Source organism: Sulfitobacter sp. R18_1 (assembly GCF_017743915.1).
GTDB lineage: Bacteria > Pseudomonadota > Alphaproteobacteria > Rhodobacterales > Rhodobacteraceae > Sulfitobacter > Sulfitobacter faviae.
In genome coordinates this window covers 229,733-251,363 of the sequence record NZ_JAGHRG010000001.1, presented here as the reverse complement: position 1 = coordinate 251,363, position 21,631 = coordinate 229,733, and the positions used below count along the sequence as shown (strand labels likewise).

Annotated in this window: 27 protein-coding genes and 1 pseudogene; 15 read left to right on the top strand and 13 right to left on the bottom strand. The window is 48.8% G+C overall.

What is annotated here, in order from left to right; all coding sequences use genetic code 11:
• Position 1: 1 nt before the first annotated feature.
• A complete protein-coding gene (locus J7392_RS01740; RefSeq protein WP_209215867.1) occupies positions 2–811 on the top strand; it encodes a hypothetical protein in 810 nt (269 codons plus the stop codon).
• Here the strand turns inward: J7392_RS01740 and J7392_RS01735 are convergent.
• The 4 genes from J7392_RS01735 to J7392_RS01720 form a co-directional block, all read right to left on the bottom strand.
• Entirely contained in the window at positions 802–1,263 is a 462-nt protein-coding gene (locus J7392_RS01735; protein ID WP_209215866.1) for a hypothetical protein, read from the bottom strand. The genes J7392_RS01740 and J7392_RS01735 overlap by 10 nt on opposite strands.
• A 113-nt stretch (positions 1,264–1,376) precedes the next feature.
• Positions 1,377–1,874 (bottom strand): hypothetical protein, encoded by a 498-nt coding sequence (locus tag J7392_RS01730; RefSeq protein WP_209215865.1) that lies wholly within the window; start codon positions 1,872–1,874, stop codon positions 1,377–1,379.
• Positions 1,864–2,070: a hypothetical protein gene (locus tag J7392_RS01725; RefSeq protein ID WP_209215864.1), complete on the bottom strand. Its 207-nt coding sequence runs from the start codon at positions 2,068–2,070 to the stop codon at positions 1,864–1,866. Before J7392_RS01725 ends, J7392_RS01730 begins: the two co-directional genes overlap by 11 nt.
• Before the next feature lie 92 nt (positions 2,071–2,162).
• Positions 2,163–2,981 carry a hypothetical protein gene (locus tag J7392_RS01720; RefSeq protein ID WP_209215863.1) on the bottom strand — a complete coding sequence of 273 codons (819 nt, stop codon included), beginning with the start codon at positions 2,979–2,981 and terminating at the stop codon, positions 2,163–2,165.
• Between the two features lie 306 nt (positions 2,982–3,287).
• Here J7392_RS01720 and J7392_RS01715 point away from each other — a divergent pair, with 306 nt between their 5' ends.
• The 3 genes from J7392_RS01715 to J7392_RS01705 all read left to right on the top strand — a co-directional run bounded on the left by J7392_RS01715 (position 3,288) and on the right by J7392_RS01705 (position 6,846).
• Positions 3,288–6,035, top strand: a complete 2,748-nt coding sequence (locus J7392_RS01715) for a UvrD-helicase domain-containing protein (protein ID WP_209215862.1) — start codon at positions 3,288–3,290, stop codon at positions 6,033–6,035.
• A 62-nt stretch (positions 6,036–6,097) separates the two neighbouring features.
• Positions 6,098–6,439: a hypothetical protein gene (locus J7392_RS01710; protein ID WP_209215861.1), complete on the top strand. Its 342-nt coding sequence runs from the start codon at positions 6,098–6,100 to the stop codon at positions 6,437–6,439.
• Positions 6,440–6,483: 44 nt separating this feature from the next.
• Positions 6,484–6,846: a hypothetical protein gene (locus J7392_RS01705; RefSeq protein WP_209215860.1), complete on the top strand. Its 363-nt coding sequence runs from the start codon at positions 6,484–6,486 to the stop codon at positions 6,844–6,846.
• Here the strand turns inward: J7392_RS01705 and J7392_RS01700 are convergent.
• Positions 6,843–7,691, bottom strand: a complete 849-nt coding sequence (locus tag J7392_RS01700) for a hypothetical protein (RefSeq protein ID WP_209215859.1) — start codon at positions 7,689–7,691, stop codon at positions 6,843–6,845. The genes J7392_RS01705 and J7392_RS01700 overlap by 4 nt on opposite strands.
• Before the next feature lie 199 nt (positions 7,692–7,890).
• Between J7392_RS01700 and J7392_RS01695 the strand changes: the two genes are divergently transcribed.
• From J7392_RS01695 to J7392_RS01675, 5 genes are read left to right on the top strand one after another with little or no spacing between them, the layout of a single operon-like run.
• The gene (locus tag J7392_RS01695; protein WP_209215858.1) at positions 7,891–9,252 is read left to right on the top strand and encodes a hypothetical protein; all 1,362 of its coding nucleotides are present in this window, start codon (positions 7,891–7,893) and stop codon (positions 9,250–9,252) included.
• Between the two features lie 11 nt (positions 9,253–9,263).
• Positions 9,264–9,746, top strand: a complete 483-nt coding sequence (locus J7392_RS01690; protein ID WP_209215857.1) for a hypothetical protein — start codon at positions 9,264–9,266, stop codon at positions 9,744–9,746.
• Positions 9,746–9,943, top strand: coding sequence for a hypothetical protein (locus tag J7392_RS01685; RefSeq protein WP_209215856.1), 198 nt, complete (start codon positions 9,746–9,748; stop codon positions 9,941–9,943). The genes J7392_RS01690 and J7392_RS01685 overlap by 1 nt, the downstream gene beginning before the upstream one ends.
• 5 nt (positions 9,944–9,948) lie before the next feature.
• Complete coding sequence (locus J7392_RS01680; protein WP_209215855.1) at positions 9,949–10,338, top strand: hypothetical protein; 390 nt, start codon at positions 9,949–9,951, stop codon at positions 10,336–10,338.
• 8 nt (positions 10,339–10,346) lie between these two features.
• On the top strand, positions 10,347–10,574 hold the full coding sequence (locus tag J7392_RS01675) for a hypothetical protein (protein WP_209215854.1): 228 nt from the start codon (positions 10,347–10,349) through the stop codon (positions 10,572–10,574).
• A 215-nt stretch (positions 10,575–10,789) separates the two neighbouring features.
• Here J7392_RS01675 and J7392_RS01670 read toward each other — a convergent pair whose 3' ends face one another.
• Positions 10,790–11,800 (bottom strand): hypothetical protein, encoded by a 1,011-nt coding sequence (locus J7392_RS01670; protein WP_209215853.1) that lies wholly within the window; start codon positions 11,798–11,800, stop codon positions 10,790–10,792.
• A gap of 675 nt (positions 11,801–12,475) precedes the next feature.
• Here J7392_RS01670 and J7392_RS24175 point away from each other — a divergent pair.
• Positions 12,476–13,450, top strand: a pseudogene (locus J7392_RS24175) (ADP-ribosylglycohydrolase family protein).
• Between the two features lie 4 nt (positions 13,451–13,454).
• Here the strand turns inward: J7392_RS24175 and J7392_RS01655 are convergent.
• Together J7392_RS01655 and J7392_RS01650 are read right to left on the bottom strand one after the other, a co-directional pair.
• Entirely contained in the window at positions 13,455–13,844 is a 390-nt protein-coding gene (locus tag J7392_RS01655) for a hypothetical protein (RefSeq protein WP_209215850.1), read from the bottom strand.
• Positions 13,845–13,919: 75 nt separating this feature from the next.
• Positions 13,920–14,645 (bottom strand): hypothetical protein, encoded by a 726-nt coding sequence (locus J7392_RS01650; RefSeq protein ID WP_209215849.1) that lies wholly within the window; start codon positions 14,643–14,645, stop codon positions 13,920–13,922.
• A gap of 221 nt (positions 14,646–14,866) precedes the next feature.
• Between J7392_RS01650 and J7392_RS01645 the strand changes: the two genes are divergently transcribed.
• Positions 14,867–15,040 carry a hypothetical protein gene (locus J7392_RS01645; RefSeq protein WP_209215848.1) on the top strand — a complete coding sequence of 58 codons (174 nt, stop codon included), beginning with the start codon at positions 14,867–14,869 and terminating at the stop codon, positions 15,038–15,040.
• 66 nt (positions 15,041–15,106) lie between these two features.
• On the opposite strand, the gene J7392_RS01640 is transcribed toward J7392_RS01645, so the two are convergent.
• The 3 genes from J7392_RS01640 to J7392_RS01630 all read right to left on the bottom strand — a co-directional run bounded on the left by J7392_RS01640 (position 15,107) and on the right by J7392_RS01630 (position 17,076).
• Entirely contained in the window at positions 15,107–15,526 is a 420-nt protein-coding gene (locus J7392_RS01640; protein WP_209215847.1) for a hypothetical protein, read from the bottom strand.
• A 30-nt stretch (positions 15,527–15,556) separates the two neighbouring features.
• Complete coding sequence (locus J7392_RS01635) at positions 15,557–15,832, bottom strand: hypothetical protein (RefSeq protein WP_209215846.1); 276 nt, start codon at positions 15,830–15,832, stop codon at positions 15,557–15,559.
• Positions 15,833–15,909: 77 nt separating this feature from the next.
• A complete protein-coding gene (locus J7392_RS01630; RefSeq protein WP_209215845.1) occupies positions 15,910–17,076 on the bottom strand; it encodes a hypothetical protein in 1,167 nt (388 codons plus the stop codon).
• 689 nt (positions 17,077–17,765) lie between these two features.
• On the opposite strand from J7392_RS01630, the gene J7392_RS01625 reads away from it, so the two are divergent.
• Entirely contained in the window at positions 17,766–18,065 is a 300-nt protein-coding gene (locus J7392_RS01625; protein ID WP_209215844.1) for a helix-turn-helix transcriptional regulator, read from the top strand.
• A 463-nt stretch (positions 18,066–18,528) separates the two neighbouring features.
• Here J7392_RS01625 and J7392_RS01620 read toward each other — a convergent pair whose 3' ends face one another.
• Both J7392_RS01620 and J7392_RS01615 read right to left on the bottom strand, forming a co-directional pair.
• Entirely contained in the window at positions 18,529–19,491 is a 963-nt protein-coding gene (locus tag J7392_RS01620; protein WP_209215843.1) for a hypothetical protein, read from the bottom strand.
• Positions 19,492–19,646: 155 nt separating this feature from the next.
• Entirely contained in the window at positions 19,647–20,066 is a 420-nt protein-coding gene (locus tag J7392_RS01615; protein WP_209215842.1) for a hypothetical protein, read from the bottom strand.
• 113 nt (positions 20,067–20,179) lie between these two features.
• On the opposite strand from J7392_RS01615, the gene J7392_RS01610 reads away from it, so the two are divergent.
• From J7392_RS01610 to J7392_RS01600, 3 genes are all read left to right on the top strand, one after another.
• The gene (locus J7392_RS01610) at positions 20,180–20,548 is read left to right on the top strand and encodes a hypothetical protein (RefSeq protein ID WP_209215841.1); all 369 of its coding nucleotides are present in this window, start codon (positions 20,180–20,182) and stop codon (positions 20,546–20,548) included.
• Positions 20,549–20,624: 76 nt separating this feature from the next.
• On the top strand, positions 20,625–20,819 hold the full coding sequence (locus tag J7392_RS01605) for a hypothetical protein (RefSeq protein ID WP_209215840.1): 195 nt from the start codon (positions 20,625–20,627) through the stop codon (positions 20,817–20,819).
• A gap of 88 nt (positions 20,820–20,907) precedes the next feature.
• Positions 20,908–21,630 carry a hypothetical protein gene (locus tag J7392_RS01600; RefSeq protein ID WP_209215839.1) on the top strand — a complete coding sequence of 241 codons (723 nt, stop codon included), beginning with the start codon at positions 20,908–20,910 and terminating at the stop codon, positions 21,628–21,630.
• The last annotated feature ends 1 nt before the right edge of the window (position 21,631 follow it).

Here is a 21,631-nt window from a genome sequence, read left to right as displayed (position 1 = left end):
TATGACGAAAACCATTCAGATCAAAACGTACACTACCGAAGAAATCACCGTGAACGCTGAGCAGGTCATGGAAGACATCCATGTCTACCGCCGGGTATCCAACAAGACAATTTCACATGATGGCGAGAGCAACCATTCGGAAGTCGAGTTGATCAAGCAGGGGCTCGTGAACCTTAAGGGGCTGGAAGAGATCGAAAAGGGTGTGGATCCTGCGTCGGTCCCTGGCTTGAAGAATACCTTCATCTGCACTGAAGAAGACCTGGAGAATTTCCGGCTTCTGCCATGGTCGGATGCGGTCAGAAAGTGCGATTTCAAGAACCGTGCATTCACTGCCTATGATGACTTCAAAGCGGGTAAGTGGTCAGCTGACAATCTCTTGTTCATTGATGGTAACACCCAGTCTTTAAGGACTGCGGCCGGAGACCTCCTGCCACTTGCGCAGTGCGTGGACTACTACTCTGGTCTCGATACCCATAACGGCAACTGGGATCTTGAGGGTCTGGTTGAGCACCTAAAGGCGCGTGATGACATCTGTTTTCATGCTAGAGGCAGCGAAGAATACATCGACCACATCCCGTACTACAATGAGGAGCCTGGCAAGACGCGCTTTGTTGGGTTCATTTGGCAGCCGTCAAAGGAAGACTTTCTGCGGGTACACGAGAAAGCCTTAGAGTTGGATCAACGGGATTCAGGAAGAATGTTTCAGCGTGCGATGTTTGAAACAGATATCCTAGGTCTGAAGGCGGCCGGTCTGAACCTGTACGAAGACTTCTATGGTGAGGTTCCGAGGAGCTATCAATTCTATTCCTGAATCCGGTCGGTCAGATGCGCGATATTCTCCTTACTAGCATCATAGTAGTCGCCACCACATGCGGTACTCATAAACTCGACGGCTCCGGATGGCTCGATCTTGCCAAAAAAGACAGCGTCATCGATATCGCTGGCACTCCCGCACCATTCTCCCATGCAATCCACCCGAACCGTGATTTCCCGTTCGAACGGTGGCGTCAGCCCGTCTACGAAGAGAGAGTGTCCAGAAAACTGGGCGATGGTCTCGAAGCTCGTCATACCGTCTTTTGAAAGCTGTTTCACCTCTTCTTCGCTCACATCTACCGAACCTACGAAAATCCCGTAGTTTTCTTCCGCATCGCGCGCCAAGTCGAAACTCTGATCGAGCGAAGGGGGCATGCAAAGCAAGGCGCTCGCTTGCGACGCAATGGATGCAGCAAAGCATGCGGCGATTGTCAGGTGTGGGATTTTCATCTTCAAGATCCTATGGTTTCCTTTATTAAGTATTTCGTTTTGGACTTGAGAGCATCCATAACTTTTCAGGGAAAAGCCAAATTTCCTGAGTGCACCACCGGGATCATAAATTTTTATCCAATACTAAAGCCGCAGACACCCTTTAGATCTTTGGGTGGGCCATCGATCTCTTGGTAACCACCTTTATCCTGATCCCACTCGAACCATACAGTGGAGATAGTATTTGGGTAGATACCTTCCCCAAGAGTTTCGACAACACAAAACGGGTAGTACCCGGCTTCGTTGATATCTCCGGCGTTTGCTTTCACCGCTTCGATAGCTTCTTCTTGGTTAAAAAGATAGCCGACGCAGCGAGGATAACGCGTTTCAATGCCGCTCTCGGTGGGCTTCAGCTTCGTAAGGGTCGTGATGAGGCTGATACCCTTGGTCGAGGCCGCTTTAACGGTTGCGAGTTCTTCTAGCATATCCGCGACCTCATGGAGGTCAGGCAGGTTATCTGCTTTTACAGTGGCAGGATCCCAGCTGGGGCTGGTCGCAATAGTGCGGGTCCACTCGGCCTTCTGCTTCACGTCGCCTTCGGTGAAGGCTTTTCGTGCTGTTTTATCGCTCACAAATATACTCCGCTTGGTGTTTGGCTTCGACCCAGCGATGGTCCGGTCCATTTTTGGCGTCGATCAAGTCTTTGATGGCGGTCTTCATCTCATCGATGGTATTTGCAATCTCGTCCAGCTCGTAAGCATCAATAGTTGCAGCTTTCATCGAGCGCATGGTGCGAGCTTTCTCGCGAATCTGATCTGTTGTAAGCATATTATTTCCTAATAATGGAATTATAATTTTATTACTTAAGATTACCAATTGGCGGTGTGTTTTGCAATGGATAGATTGTTGGTGATCGAATTTTATTCGGTAAACCTTGCCGCCAATACTTGAAGGATTCCCTGAACTCGAACTTTGATCGCTGCCATATCCTTGTCAGGCATCACTGCCATGTCTTCTGCATGCTCAGCTACCATCCAGGGCAGGTCGCAGACATAGGTGGGTTCAGGATCATCGTCTGAGATTGGGGTGATCACAATTTCACCTACCGCCGCGTTCAGACGAGATCGTTTTCCAAGGCTTTCCCACTCCATCTTTTTGAGGATGCCTTGTTTATTGATCATCGAGCGATAAGCGTCTTCGATCCCGACAACAGCCTTTTTTGTGATTTCTACGTTAAGATCACTGACGATCTCTTTTAGGTCATCCAGGCTCGCATGGGGATAATATGGACGCGGGGAGCGTGGATCATCTATCATCGTTGGAGAAGACACGTATCCCATACGGGGACCATCATCGTAGGCAAAGCCGATCTGCCAGCGCCCGATGTGGGAGTAACCTACGTAGTGTTCCCCGACGCAATTTTCTTTCCGTTTCCATTTGATGTTCTGCCAGCTACCGCCGAGGATGCTACGCACATGTAGAAAGTACCGTTCTTGAGCTGCAAGCTTGGCATCATTCATTGTCGGCCGGTTGATGAGCTGTCGCTCCTCACTCATGCTTGATGGAGCGCCTTGGGCCAAGCTTGGAGGCAGGATCGCTGTAGCCCCACTGCCATCACGTTCCTGGCGCACCCTGATAGGGCCCAGAGGTGTGGTCGCGATCTCCATAAGGCTGTATACATACGGGCTGACCTTCCACTTAAGTCGGGGCATGCCATAATGCTCTGATAGTCGTCTCATGTTCTATCCTTGTCTGTTAGTGACATCTTAAGGATAGATGATCTGGACGTCAAGAATGTCCGTCCGCTTTGATCATGTTATATACATGTTCCTACTTTGATAGTCGTTGGATTTTTGTCATCATAGAAGACAAACTCGCAGGAGGTCCCCAGAATTCAGGTTGTGCAGGCTATTAGTGAGGCGTATGCGAGCCGTGGATGTATCATCGCAATACCTAAATCTGCAATTTTATTCGCTTGCAAACCCGCGATATTAAATAAAATTTTACAAAATACGCATATCTGCAAGGGCAGAAGGATGCGGTACTTGAATTTCTCGATTGTAAAAGGGTCTAAACAGTTTTTGAGGGGGATTTTCTCCTTCGATTTCACCTATAAAATATCTATTAAAGATGACATGCTCACTATCAGTAGTGTGCGGAGAGAGGAGAATATATACCTTTATGAGGTGAAGCGTAGACCTTCAATAGTAGGTAGTAGAAATGGCATATACTCCATATACATAGAGACCTATAGCCGCAAAAAGATACGCATTAGAAACCTAACAAAACGACAGGCGTATGAGTTTGAGACTCTTTTAATCGCGCAATGGGCGCATCTTAGGTATAATCTATCTAAAGTACAGGGGAAGATAAAAAAACAGCTGCATGATTTACAGAAAGGTTTTGTTTATCCATCATCTTATATAATTGATAATTTAGATTGCGATATAAAACAGTATAGTGATGTTTTGATTCAAAATGTACCTCTGGATGTATTTAACTCGGATGAACTGGCTGCTCATAGAAAAATACTAAGTTTCGAAGGTGTTTGCATTCTGGGGATGAAAAGGTTTTGGGAGATTAGATACCTGCAAGTCCAGAAAGAAACACACAAAAAGTTTCTCGATGAAATAGAATCGAATCCGTTAACGAAACAGCAGAGATCAGCGGTGCTAACAAGTGATGATGCGTGTCTAGTACTTGCTGGCGCTGGATCCGGAAAGACAAGCGTGATAGTGGCAAAAGTTGCTCATAACGTGATAAATTTAGGTAGAGATCCGCGTGAAATCCTTGTTTTAGCATACAATCGAAAAGCCGCAGAGGAATTAAGGGAGAGATTGTCGGAGAAAATCGACGAAATTCCTACGATTCATACATTTCATGGTATTGGGAGAAGTATAATCAAAGAAGTCGAAGGGGTGGCACCTAGACTTACCGATCATGCGAACGATCCGAAAAGATTCAGCGCTGTTATAGGCAATATCTTAAGGTCATGTTCGGAGAAGGATAATCGCATAACAGATGCTCTTTTTACCTGGTTGACAACCTCCAAAATGTACCGCGAAATACCGTCGAGCGGCGACTCCATAGATTCCATTCAAGCGTATGATGATCACGTTAGTAAGCAGGAGCTGAGAACGGTTAAGGGTCACCTTGTGAAGAGTTATGAGGAACTCCTCATAGCGAACTGGTTATATTTTAACAATGTACCATACATATACGAAGCTGATTACAGAACTCCAGATGAAGAATTGTATAAGACAGATTCAAATGAAAGGTATCGACCAGACTTCTTTTTAGAAAGATCTAATGTCTATATCGAGCATTTTGGAGTAAGAAAAGAAATAAACGATGACGGAAGTTTCTCTTTAGAAACAAGACGCGACATCGATAGAGATAAATATATTTCAGACATGGAGTGGAAGAAGAAGCTTCACGCTGAGAAGGGCACAAAGCTTATTTGCACGTACAGTTACGAAAGGCAGGAAGGAATACTTTTAGAGAGCTTAAAGCGTCAAGTCATGGAATATGAGTGTATTAATGAAGATTTTAGTGGATCACTGTTCGACAACTTAAATAGCCACCTAGATGTAAAGCCGTTAAATAAGCTTATAGGGGATTTCTTGAATAATTTCAAAATGTCCGGCATGAGCATGGAGGAGTGCAAGATGAAGGTGGCTCCTGAAATGCTCGAAATGAGTGATGAAGGATCCGAAATTATGTATCGAGATCAGACCTTCAACCAGTCCCGAGCGAGCCTTTTTATGACCATATTCGAAGCTTTCTACAAGGAATATACTGAGTATATGGGGGAGGAAATTGAGTACGAAGATATGATATCGAAAGCTGCAATGTATGTCAATGAAGGGCTCTTTAATTCAGTATATAGTACTATTATTGTTGATGAGTTTCAGGATATTTCAAGAAGCAGATCTTTATTAGTCCATGCGCTTAAGGATCAATATAAAGGTAGTGAGTTCTTCGCTGTCGGTGATGATTGGCAATCTATATACCGATTTGCGGGTTCTGACGTTAGCATTATGAAGAACTTTGGGGATGAGTTCGGTGTTTCTTTGTTGGGTGATAGCGGCGTATATAAGACTATCGACCTCGGAAAATCCTTTAGATGCTCAGAGACTATATGTAGGGTTGCCAAGAACTTCATAGAGAGAAACAGCGATCAGATACCAAAAACGGTTGACGCATTTAGGAAAGACGATAGGTTGCCGATTAGGTTAGTATCTTTCGTCGATGGCGATTTAGAGAGTAATATAGAGATTCTGATATCAGAGATTCTTTGTAAACATGCACAATCACAAAGTTTGCCTTCTATACTAATATTGTTCAGATATAGATATCTTATGCCTTACTCAGGATGCATTATGGGTTTTGAGGGTCGTGCAAATATAAAATGCATGACGATACATGCATCAAAAGGACTTGAGGCCGATCATGTCATCATTGCTGGTGTCGAGAAGGGAAAATCAGGTTTTCCCTCTATGAAAGAGAATGATCCAATATTGGAATGCGTGTTACCTGAGCGAGAGAGTTTTAGCTATGCCGAAGAGAGGCGTATCTTATACGTAGCGCTAACACGCGCAAAACTTTCAGTGCAGTTGCTATTCCGAAAGGGCAATCAGTCTACTTTTGTCGATGAGCTGGAGGGGCTTCACGGGGTCCCGTTAGACGAAGCGCTTAAGGAAGCGGATCCAGACGCATCTCAGAGGAAAGTGACGAGTACTAGAAATCGACCCCAGGTACGGATCGCGCGCCACGCTAAGAATAAGAGATGATTAGGTATTGATACTTGTTTATATAGTTGGTAATAAATTCCTATACTCTAAGGATAGTTGGCATGACCAAGCATAACCCTCTAATCGAACGCAAAATTTCTGATGTGAAGGAAAGCCTTCGTAGGTACATTGAGGAAGGCGCTGTCGAAGGCATGGTTGCCGGGGTGCATCTCGTGTCTGATGTCAAAAAGGGGTACATCGCTGCCAAAGACGAGGCTGACGAAAACCTGCTGTGGCGCATCTATGCGAGCCGAAATATTCCCGTAAGCACATCTGAACTCCTGTTGGAGTTCCTTCGGAAGGCACAGCAAGGTGCCTATTTTGCCGATGAGCGTGCTATCACGGCGTCTTTTGAGCGCACTCCAGATGAACCTGAAGTTGCTCCCGGTCCAGCGCCACGGTGAGCGTTATGGGCACTGATAGCGACCTTCTATATCACGGGACTTGCTTGCCGGACAAAATCCTTCGCGATGGAGTGCTTGAGCGGGCGGTTTTGGGTTACGAATGTGTAAGTCTCACCCGTTCGCTGGACGTGGCAAAGTACTTCGCGGTCATGCAGCGCGAGGAATATGATGAAACAGGTGGGGTCTTCGTGTTCCGGCGTGCAGACCTCATTAATGCTGGATATGACCTCGTGCCATTCCATGACACCCTCTTTGGGGACGAGGCTCGCGATGAGCAAGAAGAGCAGATTTGGGCTGACATTCCTTTAGATACTGGTCTCTTGTTGCGAGTGGATCGGTTCTCGTTCGATCTAGATGTTCCCTCTCCACCAGTTATGAAGAGTGAATCTGCCTCTCCTAGTCTTTAGATGTGATCTGCCTCATCGATCTTTTTTGACGCGTCAGAAGGTTCTTCGCTGCATAATCCTTCGTAATCTCCAATAGGCACTATTTCCGCACGAAACCGCTTCCCTTCGACAGGGTATTGGATGACCAACGGTGCTAGGTGTATTCCGTTAACCCCAGTACCATAAAAATCAGCTTCCATGAGAATTTCAGCGACATGAATAGCTTCTTCGCAGGTTGCGTAAGGTTTATGAAGGGTCAGAGTGTTCGAATATGGGTTACCTGGAATGAGGGTCACGGTTATTGGGTTATCTTCGCCAAAGTTATGAAGGGATACCCGGCCGAAGGCCCAATCAGCCCGCTGATATCCGAGGTATTTTTCTTCTCCGGGTCTCATGGGGCCCGATTTGAAAGTATTGCTTCCTGTGATCCAGTCCAGAAGCTCACCTTCCAGAGAAAATCTCCACCCAATGAATGACCCACGATTTCCTTCAACTTCTACGTAGGGACTTGTTTCAAGTTGGACTCGCCACGACTCCGCGTTCGGTCGAGAACGATATATCGACAGGAAAAATACGAGTTTTCTCGAATCCCCGGGTTCAATGCGTCCGAAACCAACATGGTCTGGGTGGATAGTCCCCGCGATCTCTCGCACTTCCTTCTTTGCGCTTGATACGACCTCCTCGATATTGCCTGACTGGTATACTCCAAACCCTAGTACTGCGGTGAAGCCTAGAAAGCTTGCGATGAGGTACCTTCCTGCATTCCGATCTGATAACGCAATCGAGGCCAAGTGGCTATCAATCGCCGCTAATTTCCCTCGTATGTAGTCTGGCTTCAGATCATCTTGGTTATCATCGCTTCTCATTTTCAATAGTCCCCTAAAATTTGGACTCAGGTTAAGGGACTTATAGAATTTAAGGCAACAACTTTCAGTCTTACGCCATCCAGATGATAAAAGCCCCAAGATGCTAACGAATGGATTTTAAGCATGATTAATTCAAGTATCGTTTGAACTATCCATTGGTATGCTATAAGTTGTCTGCAACAAACAGAGGCCATCCCTTGTGAGCAAAAACCCACTTCATAATTTTCTAGGTCGCATCACTGTAGCGGCCGGTCAGGAAGCAGCGGTGAAGTCTCTGCGTAAACTGGCCCTGTCTACGGCTACCACCTTGCGCAAGCCCAAGGAGAAGGCACTGGAGGCCCTGGCGGTATTCAACGAGATCGCCGAGCTTCACGACAAGGAGGCTGCAAGTTGGCGGGATCCAGATACACTGTCGGATACGGAGCCAAACCCGATTGATGCCTGCGATCTTCGGTTTTGGTTGCTGTTGGCTGAAAAGGCTGGCGTGCCTACCATCCCAGCGCGTCAAATTCTGACACTTTCCGAAGATGAGTTCGGCTTGGTGAGTGGTGAGATCCATATCCCTGAGTTCATCCGCGACAATCTTCGCAAGAAGCTCGAAGCGCATGAACTGATGCCTGCGGAACAAGAGCCAAAAGAGGTAGATGACCAGATGTATAGCCGTGTAGTCGATAAACTCTACACCGCGATGGATGACGTTCCTTCGGGCTATATGGTGCGGTCCAATCTCTCTGGTGGTGCGCAGCTGAAAGCTCTGGCCGGTACAGGGACTTTGGAGAGTGCCGATGAACACATGGAAATTGATGAGAATATCAAGGTAGGGCCCGGCTATGTAAGCTTTGGCAACCGTCGCTGCATCGACACGAAGGATGACCGGATCATCAAGACGTTCGCAGGTGGTCATAAATCCGAAATCCATTTTATGGCACGCCCTTGGGTTACCGCCAGTCGCCATCGTGAAGGGGTCGATCCTCATCGCGCAGGTTCCGGCATGCCTGATTTTGGGCGCTGGCCATGTGAGTGGCGGGTCTTCATCCAGCACGGGAAGGTAGTTGGGGTCTCGAGCTATTACCCGTGGACGGAAGCAGCAACGCCGGAAGCGTGCCATTTCGCCTTTGAGGCTGTCACTCAAGCAGAAAAGATTTTGGCGGAAGCTAAGAATATGAGGATCCAGACTAGGTTGATGGACATCGAACTTGCACGGTCGGCCAAACATAAGGCCATCAAGGAGATCGCGGATCAGTTCCCGCGTGATGATCTTTCCTTCACTCTGGATTTTATGGAGACAGACGAAGGTCTAACTCTGCTGGAAGGTGGTCCTGGCTTCACTCCTATTGGTGGCGCCTTCCCTTGCGGTTTCATGGGTCACGGTATGGCGACTGGGAAGGTCAGCGACTGCAAGATCGAAGGTGTCGCGATCCGTCATATGAAGCATGTCCACCTCGCCGAACCCTCAACATGGAAAGATGGTGACCGGGCAGGGTGCATTCTGTCTTGGGATCAGGCACGCGCATTGGCGGATGCCTATGAACCTGATGCTGCCCCTGGTATGAAGATTTAAGGTAAGAAAATATGAAACTTTTGAATTTGAATGAAGCCAATGAGCGGATCCGTGAGCTGACGGATCGTCTTCATAAGGTGCGAGAGACCCGCAATAACTATAGTGCAGAAAACCATAGGCTCTCGGCATGGGTGCGCTATGCGAAGCGGATGGCGGCCGAGCAGGAGAAGGCGTTGTGGGGTGAGCTGCGAGAAAAGCATCCCAATGTCGTCGGCCGTGCCGCAAATATGGCTGCCCATAATTGGCATATCGCTCTCTTTGACGGGCGCGTTCTTATGCTCAGTGTAAAAGGAGGCAGCTATGAGATGAAGGCTACTAAAGATGTTCGGTATAATGGCCCCCTTCCCAGGATGTGTGTGACCTGCGCACATTCGGCGAGTGTCTGTGAGCGCGGCACCCAGGCAATCTCATGTTTGCTTCATAGCGAACGGCATCTGAAGATGGATGTTTGTGACCAGCACGAGTTCGCTGAGCGGAACCAAGGTGCCCAGTAATGAAAGCCATCAAGATCAAAGCAAGGTCGCCCGAAGCGTTGAGCGGTAAGGGCCCGTCAAAAGCCTCTGAAGCTTTCAAGTCGATGCGCGATCAGCAGAGGGCTACCGTCAAAAAATATGAGGACGCAGGTAAGGCCGAACAGGCATCGTACCTGACGAGAGTTTTCGAACTGCCTGAAGAGAATACCAAGGAGTAATATTCATGAGCCTTACGAACCGAAAAGTACCCCCAATCCTGCTTCAGCTGATCAAGGTCTCAGAAGGGGGCATTTCTGTTGATCTGGGTCTGGATGACTATGATTTGGTGACCTACTCGGTCAGCCTTCCCGGGAAGTACGGAACGCTGAAAATCACGGATGGGTCTAATGGTCTGCATGGTACATCCAGGTATGACACTGAGTTCGATATCAATAGTCTTGAGGACATCTATGATGTTGCGTTGGAATCCGTCAGTCATGCGCAGAGCCGGAGCGGACATACAGATTCCGATCCGATTGAATGGCTGGGAGATGGCTGGATCAAAGTAGGTATGGAACTCGGTTACATTAAGAGTGAGACCAAAACCGTCACAACTTATCGGATGGCGCGATGATGAAGCTCATGATTGACGCCCCGAAGGACGGCACGCCCGTTCTGGTTAAGGTGAAGGATGACCTATCAGAGTTTGGGGTTTCATCCGATGGTATCGGGGATACCTATCTGTTCTGCGGTCTGCACGCGGTGATGCAGAGCTACGGAGATATCCGGGGCTGGAGTTATGTAGGTCCCTTGGGCCGTGGCGGGTTCCCTGATGAGTGGCTTGAGGGTTGGTGGCCCTTACCGGAATAGTGAGACTATTTTGCCAGCTCAAGAGCAGGCGCCAACATGAAGTATCCTGAGGCTCCCATCGTAGCGATCACGGTGATAAATGTAGCGGCCCGGAGGAGGCCTGAGTATAATCTGTAGCGCTTAGGTGTCATCGGGTGGCCTGTCTCAGTTAGGATTACAGTTCAGAGCATACACGAGACCTTTTTAAGCAACGTTAGCTATGTCCCTAGTCAGTTTCACCAGCTTAGGTCGTAGCCGCAGCGGTGACCAAACTTCTCTAGGAGTTCTTTAAGATCGTTCCTGGGGTAGCCAATAGATTTCGCAAAGCGTTCAACCTCAAGCTCCTTACCGAAGCCCTTTCCAAGTAGGTCACCGGCGATCACAGATAGTGTGTTGGTCACAGAGCCGGGCAGGGTCTCAATAGGCTCGTTCTTGTAGTAGCGATCCATCTTATTGAGAGGATCCCATAGGTCTCTCTCTAAAGAGAACCCAATCTCTTCCAGCTCCTCTTCGATATTTTCTCTGTCTTCGATGCATAGGAACCGGTCGAACACCTTCTGTAGGGCCGCCGTATCCGTCAGCTCTTCCCGAGGGGGTAGATCAAAGTAGCGGTTCGCATCCGTCTTGCAGGTCACGGTCTCCGGCAGCATGACATCGATCCACTTATCGATCTGGATCAAATACTTCAGCCCTGCTTGTTCTAAGGCACCATAAAACTCAGCTGGGGACTCCAGATGTTCTGGCACCTTTTTGATGTCAAAGTGCAGTCTGCTGGCATAGTTCTCCCAGCTACGGTCATCATCTTTCTTCGGCTTCTCCGCACCAGGGAATATGCCAGCAAACTGGTCAGAAGACAGCCTCTTGATGATCGGGATCAGGTGTTGTCCAGGGGATCCAAATCCGGGTGGGATGGAAGCATTCAGTTGGGCGCCGTAAGCATCATATCCGTCATTGATCCCGAGATAGATCGAAGGCTTGGAGGGGTTCTCAATTGCCCAGCGCGTAGGATCCAAAATCCTTCCATCTTCGAGCTCAAGCCAGCTGTGTTGTTGAGGGCCACCTCCATAAACGGAATCCCTATGCACGTAGCCAAGATAGTGACCGCGTACGAGCTTCATGCCTTCGACCGGCACCATGTGTAGGATTTCCAAGGCAATGCCATGACAGTTCCCAGGCCAGCGTTCGAGTGGGATGTCGATCAGATCGGCAAGTTCGCTTGCATCCATAGGAAAGGGGTCGTTCGTCATATTTTACTGCCTCCATCAATAAAGATTTGAAGGCAACCTGAAAGGCACAAGAATGACCTAGGGATCATCGAGCTAAGCTGAGGAGGAAGTTCCCGGTTGCCACAGCCGGGGCCACTCTATCGGGGTGGCGGCTTAGAAGAGTTACCGACCCAACAAGCAGCTTTCAGGAAGCTGTCACCTATATCCCGTCAAGCTGAAGGGCCAAGCTATCAGGGTGGCCGACCGGGACTCTATCCCCGGCGACGGACCTCGTGTCTGCAAGCATAAAGCTAGCAGAAATTTGGGCCGCCCTAAGCTTCGCCGCTTCGGCTCCACTTTGTCTTGAACCATGCCGACGACCAACACAGTAGCATCTTGGGAACCTAATTACATGAGCCCCCCGCCCCAAGATGGGGGAACCCACTATAATTGACCTAGAGGATGACGTAAGCAACCCTCCTATTGAACCACCGCCCCGGCCAATACAGGGCGACTTTTCTGCGATCACGACATTTCAACTTCTGACCACGGCGAGGCCCGGATGAGTAAACTCAGATCGGCCCCTGAGAATTAAGTATCTAATGCACTCACAAACATAGGTCAACAATAAATTTGCAGCATAGTGAGATTTCGTAAATTTATTGTTGCAATGATTCCTTTCAGTGCAATCTGTTCATAACCAATGGGGGATATTGAATGATTGGTGCAATAATCGGGGATATCTGTGGCTCTCCATACGAGTGGGCGGCGGAGAAAGATAAATCTGCGATCCAGATGATCCATCCGCAATCCAAATTCACTGACGACACGGTTTGCACTATAGCTGTAACGCGTTGGCTACAAGGTGACGGCGATCTCGCCCGCACAATGAAAGATCTCTGCATCAAACATCTCGAACGCGGCTATGGTCTCGATTTCTTGCACTGGGTTATCGAGGACAAACCTGAAGCCTATGGGAGCTGGGGTAATGGTGCGGCCATGCGGGTCTCTACGGTTCCATATTTTGCTACCAGCATTGCTCATGCGGCCGATCTGGCGAAGCAGTCCGCAGATATCACTCACAACCACTGAGAGGGCGTCAGAGGGGCTCAGGCGACCGCTGTAGCCGGTAGGATGGCTCTAGAAGGCTGGACGAAGGCAGAGATCAAGAACGCGATCTCACGCATCTATGGGTACGATCTCGAACGCACCCCTGATGAGGTTCGGGAGCGCTACTACTTTGAGGTCTCCTGTCAGAAGACTGTGCCTGAAGCGATCATCTGCTTTCTGCATTGCGAAAATTATGAAGACACGATCAAGACTGCGATATCGCTTGGAGGTGATGCGGATACGGTGGCTTGTATCGCTGGAGGTATTGCAGGCGCCTACTATCAGAAAATACCGGGTCACCTCTACAAGTTGATAAATGAAAAGCTTACGCCAGACCTGATGGAAGATGTCAGATGGTTTGAGCACGAGTACAAAGGCCGTACCTATCAGAAAACGTCACCTGATGACCTAGATACTTGGGTGGAGCCCGATGAGCCTGCCTATAATCCGGCGGCCGGAGAGCATGAGAAGTACATGGCGGAGATGGATAAGATCGAAGGATTTCTTGCTACCCAGCGCCCCATTAGAAAGCCTATTTGGACGCGCTGGGCTGGATTACTAAGAAGAACTCTAAGGTTGTAGGCCTTTACATGCGAGGTACGGGGACAGGGTCAGCAGGTGTCACTTTGACCACCAACCATTCTTTCATCCCTCCGACATCGTGTTTAGTCGAAAGCGCAACGTCGAGTCCTTCGGACTGAAACCATTCTTTTTCTTCAGCCCACAGTGTTGCGTAGAGACCTTTGCTTTGATCTGCGGCCAGCATCCAGGACATCTCGTTGCTGTCATTCATCCTGATCGTGGGTACTTCACCCGCATCAATTGCGACAGTAATTTTTGCTCGCAGACTTTCTAGCATAAGCTCGATTTTATCTTTGATCGCGAGCAGCTCATCTGGGCTGTATTTTGCGCTTGGTGTAACACCGGCTTCTTCATAAATTTTGTGGATTTCTTTGAGTTTGTCACCGTAGCTCATGTTCAATACCTTTTTGTTCTCTTGATTATAATCACACCTAGGTTTCAGATATGAAAAAATCTGGTGCGAACCTTGTCATTGCCACGGAAAGATTCCTTTTATCTTACCCAACCAGGCAGCCTTCTTATGCGCTGGGAGCTTCGAGAACGTGACACGATCTCTTTTCATATTTTGCAGGCCCTGGGCCCGATAAGACTTCAACTTGTCTTCGTAGTCGACATCACCGGGTCGCGCGGCATTAACTAGCTTTCCGTCGATCCACTCTTCGATTTCCTCAAATGGTCTGTTTGGAGTCAGCAAATATGCATGGCTGGGCCCCGAGCTGTGATACCCGGTCGCTTTTGCAAAGATGAACCGCTTAGGCTTCTCATCAGAGATCGTTCTATCCGCGAATGCTGCTGCTTGGCCGGTGCTGGCAATATTTCGCAGAAGCTTGTCACGGGCTTCCGGCTTCATGCCAGTATAGGCGCGGACTGCCAGATAAGGGCATACCTGTAGGGCAAAGGTACCGCATTGGTGGTGGACTGGGGGATCGCGATAGGACCCTCTGGGATCGAGGCCGCTACCTGGGCCCCCAACAAACCAGACATCGCTCCCTAGGTGATCTCCGCAGATAGAACATAGGCCTTCCTCCACACATCTTCCGGTGAGCTGGCCATCGTTGACTGTGAAATCAGGAGGTCGGCCCTCTACGTGGAGCACAATAAAGGGGACTGGGAAGCCGCGCCGGTCAGTCTTCAAGGAGGCGATCCGTGGGTTCAGGTCAATCTTATCGGAGAGTGTTTTGGCGAGCTTTGTCATGCATTTAGTTAGCCTTCAGTGATCAGGGGCGTCAATTAATAGATCGCGTCCAGTCTTCATGTCTTCGGGTGGGTAGAAAATATACGTCGCAGGCTTGCTAGCAACGGCATCTGAAGCCTTGCAAAAAACGCAGGTCGGACATGATTAGTATTCCCAGAGTTCCCCTCCTATGTACCAAGCGCAATCAGATAGATCGCTATGGCGACACAAAGGAAAATATCATGCAATCGAAAATCGAATTTAAACAACCATCTGCGGATGAGATCAACCTGATGATCCAAGAAGCTCACCGCATTCGCGCACAAGCCTTCCGTGGCTCGCTCGTAAAGCTTGGCCGCCTTATCAAAGGTGCCGTGTACCCCAAGGGTATCCGTTCTGCCGCTAAGACTGCATAAGCCGTCAAAAGCTATCTGGGGCGGCCGCTAGTTGGCCGCTCCCAGAAAATATGATTAGCATCCAAGCTAAGGGTGCTTCCCGTCTTCATCATCTTTGATGAACACAGCGATTTCCTCTTCAGCCACAGCTTCCTCGCTCTGAAGGTCTTTCAGCTTACTCAGAAAATCTCCAGGTTCGCAGCTCCGGAAAGACTGTCTCAGAAAGAGTGTCTTCCTCTGTCTGATTTCCTCCGCAGCAGCTACCAAGTCTTCATACTTCAAGCGCCAGTATCTCTCACCTTTGCAATCCGGTGAACTGATTAGTTTCAGGAACCTTGCTTTGGGATCACGCGCGTGGATAATGGTTTTGACAGTTAGATCGGGGTCGTCAGGTCTAATTGTGACCTTCCAAACGATTGGTCCACCCTCAGGTGGCTCACACACTGACGCGAGACCGATCTTTGCATGTCCAACTCGATCACCTAGTTCAAAAGGTGGTTGGCTCATATTTTGTCTTCCATTGTTAACTGGCGGCGCCTAGTTGATTCCTTCCAAAAGGGCCTCACCAGCTGCTTTGTATATTTCAAATGCGTGATTGAGCTCTGGTGTTACCACATATTTGGAAACTGCAATTTGCTTGTCTAGAGAATCCTTTGCGTCTATGTAACTAGGGTGCATCTTGTAAAAACCGTCAACCTTTTCTGGGGGGATAGCCTTGCCAATTTTCTTGTAAATATTGAGATAGTTGATAGCTTCAGAAATCTTTTCTTGCATATCGTGGTAATCATTCAATATTTCTACGTATTCTCTCATGAAATCATGCCTCTCTTTTGATCCCCTGAGAAGTTCTCACGTGCCGGTTTAAATGGCGTTTATAGGTAAGCGGATATTTAAGGCCGTTGCGCGTTATCGTTAGGCTGTTGCCCTAGATCCCACTCATGCAGCGCATGAATCCAAGCCAGATCACTGGGTGCAAGCTCTCGGTGAGCAACTTTCCAGATTACAGGTTCGGCACGTGGCTTGGATTTCCCTTCACCGGCACTGTTGCGCGTATACCCGTCTTGTAGTTCGCCGTCCCTGTAAAATGGAGGCACAATCAGGCGGCCATGATTGTTGGATCGGACCACGCCTTCTGTCCAAGTCGGTGCCCCTTCCTCATCCCTATGAGCAGCCCTCCACCGGTCGTCGCGCCGGACAAACAGGCGGTCCCCCAGTAGAACCACGTGCTCCCCACGCTCCAGGCACTCCTGAAGGAGACCGGCCAGGCGATTGAAGTGATCATCACCAAAGATAGGGTGCCCTTTAGAGATCGCGATCAGGCGGCCGTAAATCTCTTTGAGGTGGGCATCTCGAGGCAGACCACAGGCATCAGCCCAGAAACCAGCTTTGCGCTTCCTGCGCTCTGCCTTGGTTTCCTTATGTCCATCACCCATAGGTGCCAGATCGCGAAGAAAGGGGTGTCTCTTCTTTGCCAGGAAGAGCTCGTACTCCCCGGCAAGGTCGTTGGCCTCCTCCATGTCTCTTAGAAAGGCACCTTTATACTGTTCTCCGCTTGGGGCGCTGGGCTCATATTTTTGAGGAACCGTGTCCTTCAGGCTTTCTGAGATCTCATCAATTGTTCGATTGATCGTCATCAGAGTGGCTTCGCGGCCTACTTTGCCTTCATCGCTCTTGGCTCCCTCAACAAAAATATGACCGATCTCCTCGCGCATCTCATTCAGTTCACGATCCACGGACGCCTGAAGGGTTTCATCATCACCGAGCACAAGATCACCTACACCAAGTCTGAGCAGGGCGTTCTTTCGGGTCGGCGCGTGGTCAATTGCCGGATCCCCATCTAGGCGGTCAGCACCTTTGTTGAAGTCTTGCGGGTAAACCTGCGCGAAGTCTTGGATGCCCTCGATTAGGCCGGGCTGGCCGACCCAGGTGATGCCGTCATCGGAATGAAAGATCATGGCATCCGTCGGCCGCTTGTCAGAAGAGGTGACTGCCACAAACCTCAGGTTGGGGTTTTCCTCAATGCGCTTGGATTGGGTGGCGATCAGCCGTCTTCCCATCTTGCGAACATACTTCTTCAGCTCCTTTGGAGGGAGCCAATCCTCGACCTAGGAGCCATGCTTAATCGGGGTGTCGGATACTTTGATATTCATGGCCGAAAACTACCAAAGGATAGGGCTAGGGTAAATCACATAGTTGGGTGGCGGAGGGTGCCCGAACGTAAGCTTCTTGGATTTCTTTTTTGGTTTTTTGACAGAGCTCGCAACTACCAAGATAGAAGGCAATAGGGCCTTCACTAATGAAAAACGAAAGGCATTATTTTGCTCTACGAAATTATTAAACTATTGTATGCGGTCATCAAGTTTTGGGAGCATTATTCAGAGTATAATTACATCATATGGAGAATATTTTCCACGCAGGATTTATCGTCGGGAACCATAATTGATCTTATTCATACGATGATTAACCTTTGGTATTTTACCTCTAATACCAAACATAGAATAGTCAGAATATTTGGTGCATTGAAGAAGTCCAGGATCACCAAGAAAAATAGACATCATAAAGAAAGCGACGATTTCTGACAGTATGGAGCTATACGATGGAGGGACGCAAGGGCTCCCTCCATCGACTTGCCGGTGACGTTTGCACCTCGATAGATGAGCTCGGTGCGGCGTAGCCTGGTGCATTTCCTTTGGCAAACTTCGATGGTATCAATGCCTGATAGAGTTAGCGATTGAATAGGGATTAGATGTCCAAGCGCGAAGTAAAAGTTGTAACCGGAAGGTATGCTGATATTGCACATAGATTGCGCGCGGTGAGGGCGTACTATGATCTCGGCTCAGCAGAATACGCAGAGCAGGCAAATGTGTCGCCTAAGTCCTACAGCCAATGGGAAAGCGGTGACTTCAGGGTATCCGTTGACGGTGCTATCCGCCTGCACGAGAGATACGGCATTTCGTTGGACTACATCTATCTCGGGGTTCTGGATGCATTGCCTCATAAAATCTCCGCATTCCTCCCTGCCCTGAAGGGAGGAATGCGTTTTTAGGTAGCCCTTGTTCTCATTTTGTTCTTTACAAGCTATTTGATTTACAGTAGACATAGCGAAACATGCTGAACAGCATGTGGAAGTTTACGCAGATAGGCGGTCGCGAAAACCAAGGATTGTCTCTCTGTACATACTGAAGCTTCCAATACACCGCTGCTAAAATGCAGCGGTGTATATTCTACGGCGGGGGAGCACTCCGTCGGGATACCACGCGGTATCCACGGACGTGGAGCTAGGCGGTCTAGGGTCGTCTAGTGCGGAAACGTCAACTCCTCGGAAGGTCGCGTAGACCAGGCCGAAAATCCTCGTCCTTCAGGACGGGGAAGATGTTAAAAGATGGCCAAGGTAGTCTCATCGAGCCCTAAGCAGGCAACTTTAGAACACGGGTCTCAATAAAAGCCCTGAAAACTACAGCTCAAGTTGCCTGTAATTTTCAGGGGATGCCTGTGCAGCACGGTTAACGTCAGCTTCTTTTGAGAAGGAACCTTTTTTCTTTGCCAAAGAAGCTCCTGATATACCGATCAATTGCGGGTTTGCTGGCAGGCCAATTTTCACCCCACCCCTCGAAGCGGCTAGACAAATGAGGGTCGAAACAGTCCTTGTGGAATAGTGATGCAAGGCGTCGTCCACGATCTGACAAAGATAGAAGCCCGGTCCTTTTTCCATTGTCGGATGTTAGGCAACCGCTGTCCCAAAGCCAAGTAATGAGCGCTTCGCGCGAATATACTGTTCCAATCGGGCTAGGCGTCTTTGAAGCAGGATTGTTTCGCATGAGCTTTACAATGTCATTCCAGAGAAGCGGCCCTGGATCAGCCCGATCAAGCAGTAGAAGTGACTGAAGAGTATATTTTGAAATAAAGCCAAGATTACCTGTTGTGTCGATGCCTGCGGACCTAAGCGCAAGACCAAAGACGGGCAAAGCGTTAACCAGATAAAGATAGTTGAAATACCTTCTCGCGTGACCAATAGAAGCCATACGAGTGAAGTCGGGGTGGTCTGCTCGGAGTCCCAGTTTAATCTTGGATTTGATCTCCTCAGCATCAATCCCTTCAATGGGAACCCAAGATACTTCAGACAGTGGAGTTTCAATGCCATGCTCTGTCATTAGGTCAAGAAGGTTCCGACTGTGGTGAGGGGCAAATCCGTTAGCGCAAATAATATGGTCCGCAGCTCTAGCCTCCTCGCCAAAGTCGCCATTGCAGTAGTAGCATTCCTCAGAGGGAATTCTCTCAAGAACAGGCTCTGTAATAAGAGGGGCTGCGGAAAGCGGCAGATTTCTGTTCAACTTGAACCGGAGTGCTGCTCGGCGCAAGGTGCAAAAAAGGTGGATATGATCGTGGGGGAATTGATCTAGCCAGTGTGGTACAACGTACTGCACCATACTTGGTTTTTCGATAATCATTAGGACTCGGCGCGACAGGGCCATGTTGAATACTCCTTAAAAAGGGTTGCATAAAGCATGGCTTTGCCATGGACATAGGTGTATGAACGGGCACAGGATAAAGTAGGCTATCCTTGACTGCGCACTATTCAGCTTCGTTAGTTAATGAATTAATCGGTCCTACGCAAGATAAATTTGTTTTAGGGGGAGAACGCCGAACCCTGATCCGGCTCATCGCCCCAGTCAACATCTTCAAGTGAAGGCGTCCAACCGGGCTCAATGAAGACGTGTTCGATGCCGCTATGACGGTAAAAGTACACAGTCTTGCCGAATAGCTCACTTTTGAAGAAGTCGACTGCCGGGTCTTCTTCCATTGATTTACCATAGCTGTCTGAGTTGTGATCTTGATGCTCGGGATCGTTGTACGCCTTACTGGGACCGGTGTATCCCAGCGCATGGGCGTGATCAGTCATGGTGTCGATGTCGACATTCTGAAAAAAGTCATGAGGTCTCATGTCATTGGCATCACTACGGCAATCGCAGAGACCGCCAGGTACGTCGACAAGCTCATCGGGCCAGCCAACGCAGTCAGAAAAGAAGGTTCTCGGTTCTCGTTGCATCGTTGACATCCTTATTGATTGCTTCCAACAATATCGTGCGTTTAACGCAATGCAGAAGGCCATGCCTAATTTCAGGTGGTCGAATAGATATAGTAGCTTTCAGGGGAGAAAATATGACAGACTGCAATTTAAGTACAGGCCGCCATTACTTGATGACCGGGATATCGGTATTAAGCTTGGGGCTCCTGTTATCTTTCTCGAGTGCGGCGGAAGCAGGCAGCATTCCTCGTTATGGTGTGGAAGCTTATTGTCAGGAGGTTTCCGATTTTGGAGGTGGGTCTGCGATGCTTTATAATGGCTGTATAGACATGGAGCAGACAGCGTATAATGGCCTGAAGAGTGCCTGGTCACGTATTCCGGCAGCCACCCAGTCTTATTGCGATGAGGTAGCCTCATTTGGGGGAGGATCCTATGCGCTTCTAGAAGGTTGTATCGAGATGGAGTTGGGCGCCGCTTCTTCCCCGGGTAAGTTCAAATATTGAGGTAATCAAGGATTTCCATTGATAAGGGCCTCTTTCATGTGCTAATATTGGGCATTCTAATTCAATAGGTTTTGAAGTGAACTGGTACGATAAAGATTTGACGCCTATGAAATTGGGGACGATCCCGAAGGTCGTTCTAGTTCATGGCGCCGACAAGAAAAAGATGAAAGCCGGTAAATGGATCCGCATCAAGGAATCTGAAGGCGATAAATGGCATCAAGTCTTGGTTGAGGATGTGCGCGACGATGGGACTGTGGTTGCCTCACGCTAAAAATATGATCGCCTAAACCTTCGGGAAACTTGCATGCCGTATGGGTATCTGACTCGCAACAGAAACAGATACTTTAAGGATGCCCAAGATGCCCGATAGCACACATATAACTCATCACTACGATAGAAACGGCACAATTACTGCTGCTGGCACAGACGAGGATCTGGATTTCAATGATGAGAGCCAGTTGGCTGCCGCCCAACAAGTCGCTCTTCGTCAACTGGAAAAAGAGCGTGATCTGCTACTGAAGGACCCCAAAGAATACTTCAAAATGCACTGCAATTTTTTTGCTGCTGATCCTGACCATGCGTCTGGATGGATGATTGCGCACATGAATGATGCAGGCGAGGTCAACATCCTTGATAAGAAGGGTGACCAGATGTTGCCCGTACATGTTGCCCTAAAGAATCCAAATATGGCTTTGTACGAAAAGGTGCCTTTCGAGGCTGACGCTCACAAGGATGTATATCTCCCGAACGGTTACTTCTGGCTTAGCGTTGAAGAAGCCCTTGGTACGACTCCGGTATTCCTCGTTGGAACTGGTGACCTCGGTCCACTGGTCAACATCGGCACATACTTGAAAATGGCAGATCGTTGGGATGTAGATGAGATGTATGAAGAACCGGGTTTGTTTGCAGAAACGGTGCTGGACGCACTGAAACAGGCAGAAAACCCATCGCATTCCCATATTATAGAAGACGTTTATACAAGGGGATTTCAGTTCGATACCGCTGAGCTGAAGGCTTTCATGGAAGCGCACCGTTCCGATCTGGTCGATGATGTCGACTGGCCCGCAAGCCCAGCGCCTTGAG